The sequence below is a fragment of the Oleiphilus sp. HI0117 genome, from assembly GCF_001635235.1.
In genome coordinates, this window is sequence record NZ_LWGA01000762.1 from 1 (window position 1) to 6,890 (window position 6,890).

Sequence of the window (6,890 nt, forward strand, 5' to 3'; positions counted from 1 at the left end):
TATCCCTTCCCTGTGTAAAATACGCTTTCCAGTCTTTGCCAAAACGGTTTGCCAAATCGATCGCAACGTACTTATTTTCAATTTCTGACACCGCTAGAATATCTATCCTATGCTCTCTAACAAGCTTCGCATAGAATGCCAGCTCAGTTAGGTAATCCTTCTTTGACATGTCTCGTATCGTCACTTTACTACCGTCAGCTTTACCGTCATAAGGGGTCCATAGCCATTCGGTATTTAAAGTCATTACGCGAAGCTCTGCGTTTAAGCCTGTACAACACAATATACAGACCCCCATAATCATAGATCGAATTACCATTAGGGTTTCACTCTTTTCTGCGAGCCTCCATCATAGCAAGAACCTATAGACCGTTACGACAAGGTTACGGAACATTTGTAGCGGATATTGTTTGATCGCGCGGTTCGTCATGCAAATTAGACGACTGATACTTATTTACATAAGCAGGAGACTTATAGAATATCTTGAGGTCCCTATATTGAATAACATCTTTAAACATCTGGATAAATTCATCCAGGTTCAAGCGAATTGGATTCAGGGTTGTCGGTTGTCGCTCAGTTAGTCCGTAAACAACCTTACCCGCATCACGCTCATCTACGAAGGTTCCAAACAAGCGATCCCAGATTATTAACACGCCACCAAAGTTTGTATCGATCTGCTCCGGTTTGCAGCCATGATGAACCCTGTGGTGCGAAGGTGTATTGAAAACCTTTTCAAATACTCCCAACCTTCCAATAAGCTCGGTATGAAGGAAGAATTGATAAGACAGGCTTAATTCAATCGCAATTAAAGCAAGATCTTTGTCGAAGCCAATGATTGCTAGTGGCAACCACCAGATCATCCAGCCAAAATTAACATCCATTAAAAAGTTTTGGCGCAAAGCGGTAGAAAAATTCATAATTTTAGACGAATGGTGCGTTACATGTATTGACCATAACCAACGTATTTTATGCATACCGTAGTGGTAGATATAAAAGAAAAAATCGCATGCGATAAATAGGAATAGGTAACTCAACAAACCATCTTCAATTTTATACTGAAACCCGTATTGAGCAACAAACTCATAAAATGCCTGAATAAACAGGGCAATAGCAATCCCATCGAATATTTTATAAATCCCACCGGTTGCAATATTCGTTAGCGTTTCCTTTAAATGGTAGGCATCTTTTCTTCCCTTCCTATGCCAGTACCAAGCCTCAAGACAAATAATTGATATAAACACGCTGCCAAAAAGCATAATAAAGCCCAAGGCATGTAGTAAGTCGCTCATGAATTGCTCCTTCAAACTAATCAGTAATTAAAGCTAGTTTATTCCACAAGCAGCATCTATTATTGTCATAGCAATAATATTTTTTGACAATCTGCGCCACCATTACAATCAGCTTATGAATTCTTTAAATGATTTTTTTATCTCTCGGGATGTTGTCGGATACCTACAGACCTTTATTAAGCAAAGCGGTCTTAGTCTTCCGTTGTATGAACAGAAGCTTGACTATTTATCCGCTAAGCAACATATGTCTTTTGCACAATGGTGGCGTTTATTAGAAGAATTAGAAGCGCTAACGCCATACGACGCGTTGGGCCTTGAAATAGGAAGGTATATAAAGGTTGAGCATGTAGGCGTACTCGGCTACCTGTTTCGCACGGCCAGAAACGTGGGTGAAGCGTTAGCTTGCTTCAAACGATTTCAGGGCTTGATCTACGCAGGAAGTCTTGCACACACGGAACTAAATCCTGACAATTCATTTTGCCTGGTGTGGAACCCGGATTACGGTTATTCAAGCCAATGTTCCGACGAATTATTACTTAGTGCAATGGTGACGATAGTTAATGAGATTATTTTCCCGAAAAAATTAAATCTTTCAGCCATTCACTTTACGCAAGCTTTAAGTGATGACCGAGCTAAATCGTGTAAAAATTATTTTTGTTGTCCTGTTTACAGTCAGCAAGAAAAGTTGTCTATCGCCTTCTCGGTAAGTGATCTAGATATTCCAATTCCGCACTCTGATATCACACTTCACGGCATACTAGGCAAACAAGCAGAAGACTTACTAATAAGCCTACCAGATTGCGACACCTTTATAGCCGAACTTACCGATACGATTATTCGCTGCTTACATGAGGGTGATGCTGATACGAATACCGTCGCTTCGCGAATCAACATGTCTGAGCGTACGCTTCATCGTCGCTTAAAATCAAAAGGTAAAGTTTTTAGAGATATTCTTCAGGAAATAAGAAAATCGATGGTAATAAATTACCTAAAAGATCCGAAACTGACGCTTTCCGAAATTGCCTTGCTGCTAGGTTATAGCGAACAAAGTAGTTTTACCCGCGCATTTTCTACGTGGTACAAGTGTTCACCGCTTCAGTATCAAAAGCGCTACCTGTCTTAGACAGAATATGCCCTTTTAATCTCATCAGCGATGATACGAAGCCCTTTATCGACCAGAACATCATCTTGTGAATAGGTTATTCGTAAGCATTCGGATTTATGCTTCCAATTGTCATCACTTAAGCCCGGAAAAAAGTGATGCCCGGATACAATTAATACACCTTTGTCTTTCAACTTCTCATACAACTCCTGGTTACTTAAGGGGCAATCTTTCAACCATAACCAAATAAACATTGCACCTTCTACTTTATGGATTAAGAAAGGCAGACCCTGAAGTAACTCACATAAAAGGTCGCGCGCTCTTTCAGCTTTAGACAAATAGTAAGGTCTTATTACCTCATTACTTAAGGTGAGTATTCTTTTACTGTCGACTAAATCTTTCGCCATTATGCTGCCGAAGCTACCCGTCGCCAAATTCATAATCGCATTAACTTCCGATAAAGCGCTTATTACCGGCGCATCCGCAATAACGATTCCTGTACGTGCAGCAGGTAAACCGAATTTAGAGAGACTTAGGCACAGGACAATATTTTGGTTCCAGGTTGGTTCTGCATCAGTAAATATAAGGTTTGGAAAAGGCGTGCCGTAAGCACCATCAACAATCAATGGTACTTTATGTTCACGTGCCAACTGGTCTAACTTACTCATCTCTGAGTTTGTAATCACATTTCCCGTCGGATTTGTGGGGCGAGATACGCAGATCGCTCCCGTGCTTTCAGTAATTTGGAACTTCTCGAAGTCGATATGGTATTTAAATGTCTCTGCGTTAATTTCCTCAGTTTTTGGTCTGTTTGATATAAAAAAATCTTCAACCAAACCCGCATCGGAATAGCCAATATATTCGGGAGCAAGTGGTAGCAGAACCTGTTTACTACTACCATCTGAATACTTCCCTGCAAACAAATTGAAGAGCATAAAGAATGCTGCTTGACTGCCGTTTGTTAAAGCAATATTTTGCGGGCCTATATCCCAGCCATATTCAGCTTTAAGTAATGAAGCGAGTGACTTAATGAAGTCCAAATTGCCTTGTGGTGGATCGTAAACACCGATCAGCTGCTGGAAATCGGATGTAGACTCAACAATTTCCAGCAATCTATTTTTAAAATAATCCTGCACTTCCGGAATATGCGCAGGATTGCCTCCCCCCATCATGATTAAACCTGAGTCGCCAGCCAAGGCATTTCCAAGATCTTCCATTAAGCTTGTAATGCCGGCCTTTGAGGTAAACTTATCGCCGAAACTTGAGAACTTCATAAATATAAACACCTAATAACGTGAACAATGGTTTCGCTGCGATGGAATGAACCTATGGTAACTACAACTTTAATGACTAGACTGGTATAGGTATACACCAAATATTAATACGGAGCACAAGCATGCGATTCATATCACTTTTTTTGTTTTCATTCTTAGTAAGTAGTCTTTGCCTGGCCCATGATCAAACGCATTCTGACTTACCCTTTATCGAAGTCAGCACGACAGCAAGCGCAAAGTCCTTGCCCGATCAAGCCATAATTAATATTACTTTCTCTGCAACAAAGTTTGAAGCAGAAAAAGCGAGAAGAGCCGTCGACAAGCTGGTCCGCCCTTTCCTGTCAAAACTAGAAGAATACGATATTCAAGAGAACTCCCTCGACACAAGCAATACACAATTACACCCACAATACGAATACCGAAATAACCAGCGAGATTTCAAAGGTAATCAAATTACGCGCAAAATTGAGTTTAAACTAAATGATCTTGCGCAACTCCAGGCTCTTATCCAAGACATCACCCGCACAGAAGCATCTCATCTAGGGAGTATAAGATTCACACTTAAGAACAAACAGAAGCTAAAACGCAAAGCCTTAAACAAAGCAATTAATAAAGCAAAAAATAAAGCAGCTACCATTGCCCAAGGCTTCGAAGTAAGCTTGGGGAAAATTTTAAATGTAAAGCATGTTAGCAACGAAGCAAGACCAGCCCCACAAATGCGCGCCATGGCAATGAGTGCTGAAATGAGCGACAGCCAAAGTAATACCTACCAGCAAAAAGAAATTGAATACAATGCGACCATTAGCGCAGTATTTTCAATCGATTAAGCACTAGTCATACGACACCAAATAGCATATAGCACCGGCAATTCAACCTGAATCGCCGGTGCCTCATTCAGCCCGCAACTTCAACAGACTCACTATTTTTATGCTTATCAAGCTTACGCTCTGAAGCGCTCCAGTAATAAAGAACTAACCCTGAAAGGATACACGCGGTACCGATTAGCATTACTTCGCTAATGTGTTCACCATTAAAAAAGGCACCCAAAGCCAAAGCAAAAACAGGTGTCATCAGAGTCACCATTGCAACAGCCGTTGCACCCAGCTCTTTAATAATAAAAAAGTAACATGCAAAGCCCAATAGTGAGCCGGCTATCGCTAGATACAAAACAGACCATGGCGAACGTGTTCCCCAATCAAGGTACGGAAGCTGACCATCCATCACAAACCATGCTGCAATAAATAGCGGCACCGATAGTAATAAAGTGCCTACCGTAATGCTTAATGGGTGTGCCTTAAACTTCTGCTTTTCAACTAACACGCCACCAAGACTATATAAGCTGACAGCTAACAAAAGCAATAATAAGCCAAACCAGCCTTTGTCCATCACCACCCAGTCATCTTTAAAGATCAGCAAAAGCCCAGAAAAAGATATACCAAAAGCAAACCAGCGTGCGCGAGTAAACTTAGCAGAGCCAATCAACACATGTGATAACAAGTTAGATATCACTGGAGATAGTGCATAAATCACCGAAATAATGCCCGAAGGTACGTATGCCGCCGCTATGTAAGTGCACAGCATGGCCAGAAAAACGCCAAGCAAAGAAGCGGCATAAACTTTAATAGCTCGCGCTGTCCACGAGAGTTTAATCTTAAAAAGGCGTAAGATCGCATAGCCGATAGCGGCCGCTAACAACATTCGCAGCGTAATTGCACTAATGGGCGTTATCGTTTCACTGCTCCACTGAATAGCTAAGGGAGTAGTCGACCAGATTATTATAATGGTGGCATACGCCACGGGCACAGACATGCTATATCCTCTTTTAATAGTTAGTTTAATTAAAGAAAATACAGCGATATAAGGTGGGTGAAACGATAAGTCACTGCATTTTCTTGCTGTGACTTGAAAGGCTTATAAAACAGACTACTTCTTCAGAAACACAGCGAGCATTGCCATACGGGCGCGCACACACCATCGCATGCTGGCAACCTTGCCTAAACCACGAATAGCGATTAAGGCATAGGCACAAAGCATGAGATCTTTCATTGCAGGTGCTGTGTTTTGATTAATAGTAGTCATAAGCCAATACTGGAGGGCTTTTAGCTTATTGTCAACGCTTAGAGTTCGAGTCGTTATAAATAGTTTCCCAGCGAGGTGTAGACTCAGCAACATAAGAACCAGTAAACTCGGTCTGTAAGCCTCCACGAGTGTTATACCACCTGATGGCAGTAAAATGAGGTTGCGGACCTATGTCCATCCAATGCTTAACTTTTTTTGGAATAATCAATAAATCTCCAGCCCCACATTGAAGTATATGTATCTTTTCCTGAACATGGATATATACGAGTACTGCCCCCTCAATAAAGAAGCGCGCTTCATCTTCGTTGTGCGTATGCTCAGAAATGTACTGACTACGCAATACCACGCCATGAACATCGTCTTCATGAATACGAGCGATATCTGCATATAAATAATTATGCTCACGCTTTACATTCTCAACCAGCTCTTCGTAAAGCTTAAGCAGCTGGTCTCCAGTTGGGCTCGTATTGGGCAGCATTGTGAGAATGTCGTGCTGAGCAAAATAAATTCCATCTTCGGCTAGCTCTGCTACTTGAATAGCATGATCGTCCGAAACTTTTAGCGGTGCTCGCAAATTAAATTGATTATAAAGAGCTAATTGGCTCACCTATGAATCCCTGATACCAATAATAAATTAAGACTGGAAATTAACTGAGCTAAGTCTGGCAAATATTGACTCACTTTAAAATGAGATTAAGCACAGCAAATTAAGAAATAACATTATTTAACTTTTGATTTGTAAGCCCAGGTAACAGCAGTTTCATTTGATTACATATATGCTACTCATCCTGAACAAAGGCGCCGTGAGTCAATCATTTTTGCGGAAACTTTGTTCCTTTCCTGAATTAATTGCGCAGCGATAGATACAGCGATCTCAGCAGGTAGCTTACTGCCAATCGGAAATCCAATTGGCGCATTTAGCCTTGCTAATTCTTCAGAAGCGAAACCGAGGGTGCGCAGCCGCTGCAAACGCTTGCTGGTAGTATTTTGAGACCCCATTGCGCCGACCAGAAAGCATCGGCTATGCAAACCCGCCATCACCGCAAGATCATCAACTCTTGGGTCGTGAGCCAAAGCCAGCACAGCAGAATAGGAATCAGAAAATCGCTCTTTTATCAGATCATCTGGTAAGCAAAGATGCAGCGGAGT

The 6,890-nt window shown here is 41.5% G+C and carries 9 protein-coding genes; 2 read left to right on the top strand and 7 right to left on the bottom strand.

What is annotated here, in order from left to right; all coding sequences use genetic code 11:
* Window positions 1-316 (bottom strand): hypothetical protein (locus A3757_RS12195; RefSeq protein WP_156506296.1); only part of this gene is annotated, 316 nt, incomplete at its 3' end.
* A 64-nt stretch (window positions 317-380) separates the two neighbouring features.
* A complete protein-coding gene (locus A3757_RS12200; protein ID WP_068510320.1) occupies window positions 381-1,286 on the bottom strand; it encodes a sterol desaturase family protein in 906 nt (301 codons plus the stop codon).
* Window positions 1,287-1,401: 115 nt separating this feature from the next.
* On the opposite strand from A3757_RS12200, the gene A3757_RS12205 reads away from it, so the two are divergent.
* Complete coding sequence (locus A3757_RS12205) at window positions 1,402-2,409, top strand: AraC family transcriptional regulator (RefSeq protein ID WP_068510326.1); 1,008 nt, start codon at window positions 1,402-1,404, stop codon at window positions 2,407-2,409.
* On the opposite strand, the gene A3757_RS12210 is transcribed toward A3757_RS12205, so the two are convergent.
* Complete coding sequence (locus A3757_RS12210; protein ID WP_068567122.1) at window positions 2,406-3,662, bottom strand: valine--pyruvate transaminase; 1,257 nt, start codon at window positions 3,660-3,662, stop codon at window positions 2,406-2,408. The two genes, A3757_RS12205 and A3757_RS12210, sit on opposite strands and share 4 nt — an antisense overlap.
* Window positions 3,663-3,784: 122 nt before the next feature.
* Between A3757_RS12210 and A3757_RS12215 the strand changes: the two genes are divergently transcribed.
* Entirely contained in the window at window positions 3,785-4,489 is a 705-nt protein-coding gene (locus A3757_RS12215) for an SIMPL domain-containing protein (protein ID WP_068507485.1), read from the top strand.
* A 67-nt stretch (window positions 4,490-4,556) separates the two neighbouring features.
* On the opposite strand, the gene A3757_RS12220 is transcribed toward A3757_RS12215, so the two are convergent.
* The 4 genes from A3757_RS12220 to A3757_RS12230 form a co-directional block, all read right to left on the bottom strand.
* Window positions 4,557-5,471 carry a DMT family transporter gene (locus A3757_RS12220; protein WP_068507487.1) on the bottom strand — a complete coding sequence of 305 codons (915 nt, stop codon included), beginning with the start codon at window positions 5,469-5,471 and terminating at the stop codon, window positions 4,557-4,559.
* Window positions 5,472-5,585: 114 nt separating this feature from the next.
* Complete coding sequence (locus A3757_RS25720; protein WP_156490323.1) at window positions 5,586-5,741, bottom strand: hypothetical protein; 156 nt, start codon at window positions 5,739-5,741, stop codon at window positions 5,586-5,588.
* 31 nt (window positions 5,742-5,772) lie between these two features.
* Complete coding sequence (locus A3757_RS12225; protein WP_068507490.1) at window positions 5,773-6,348, bottom strand: hypothetical protein; 576 nt, start codon at window positions 6,346-6,348, stop codon at window positions 5,773-5,775.
* A gap of 176 nt (window positions 6,349-6,524) precedes the next feature.
* A partial coding sequence (locus A3757_RS12230) for an XdhC family protein (protein ID WP_197470019.1) occupies window positions 6,525-6,890 on the bottom strand: 366 nt, incomplete at its 5' end.

Bases quoted from the DNA above. Each gene is read 5' to 3' on its own strand.
- A3757_RS12215 (WP_068507485.1), top strand. From the start codon at position 3,785: ATGCGATTCATATCACTTTTTTTGTTTTCATTCTTAGTAAGTAGTCTT.
- A3757_RS12220 (WP_068507487.1), bottom strand. From the start codon at position 5,471: ATGTCTGTGCCCGTGGCGTATGCCACCATTATAATAATCTGGTCGACT.
- A3757_RS25720 (WP_156490323.1), bottom strand. From the start codon at position 5,741: ATGACTACTATTAATCAAAACACAGCACCTGCAATGAAAGATCTCATG.
- A3757_RS12210 (WP_068567122.1), bottom strand. From the start codon at position 3,662: ATGAAGTTCTCAAGTTTCGGCGATAAGTTTACCTCAAAGGCCGGCATT.
- A3757_RS12205 (WP_068510326.1), top strand. From the start codon at position 1,402: ATGAATTCTTTAAATGATTTTTTTATCTCTCGGGATGTTGTCGGATAC.
- A3757_RS12200 (WP_068510320.1), bottom strand. From the start codon at position 1,286: ATGAGCGACTTACTACATGCCTTGGGCTTTATTATGCTTTTTGGCAGC.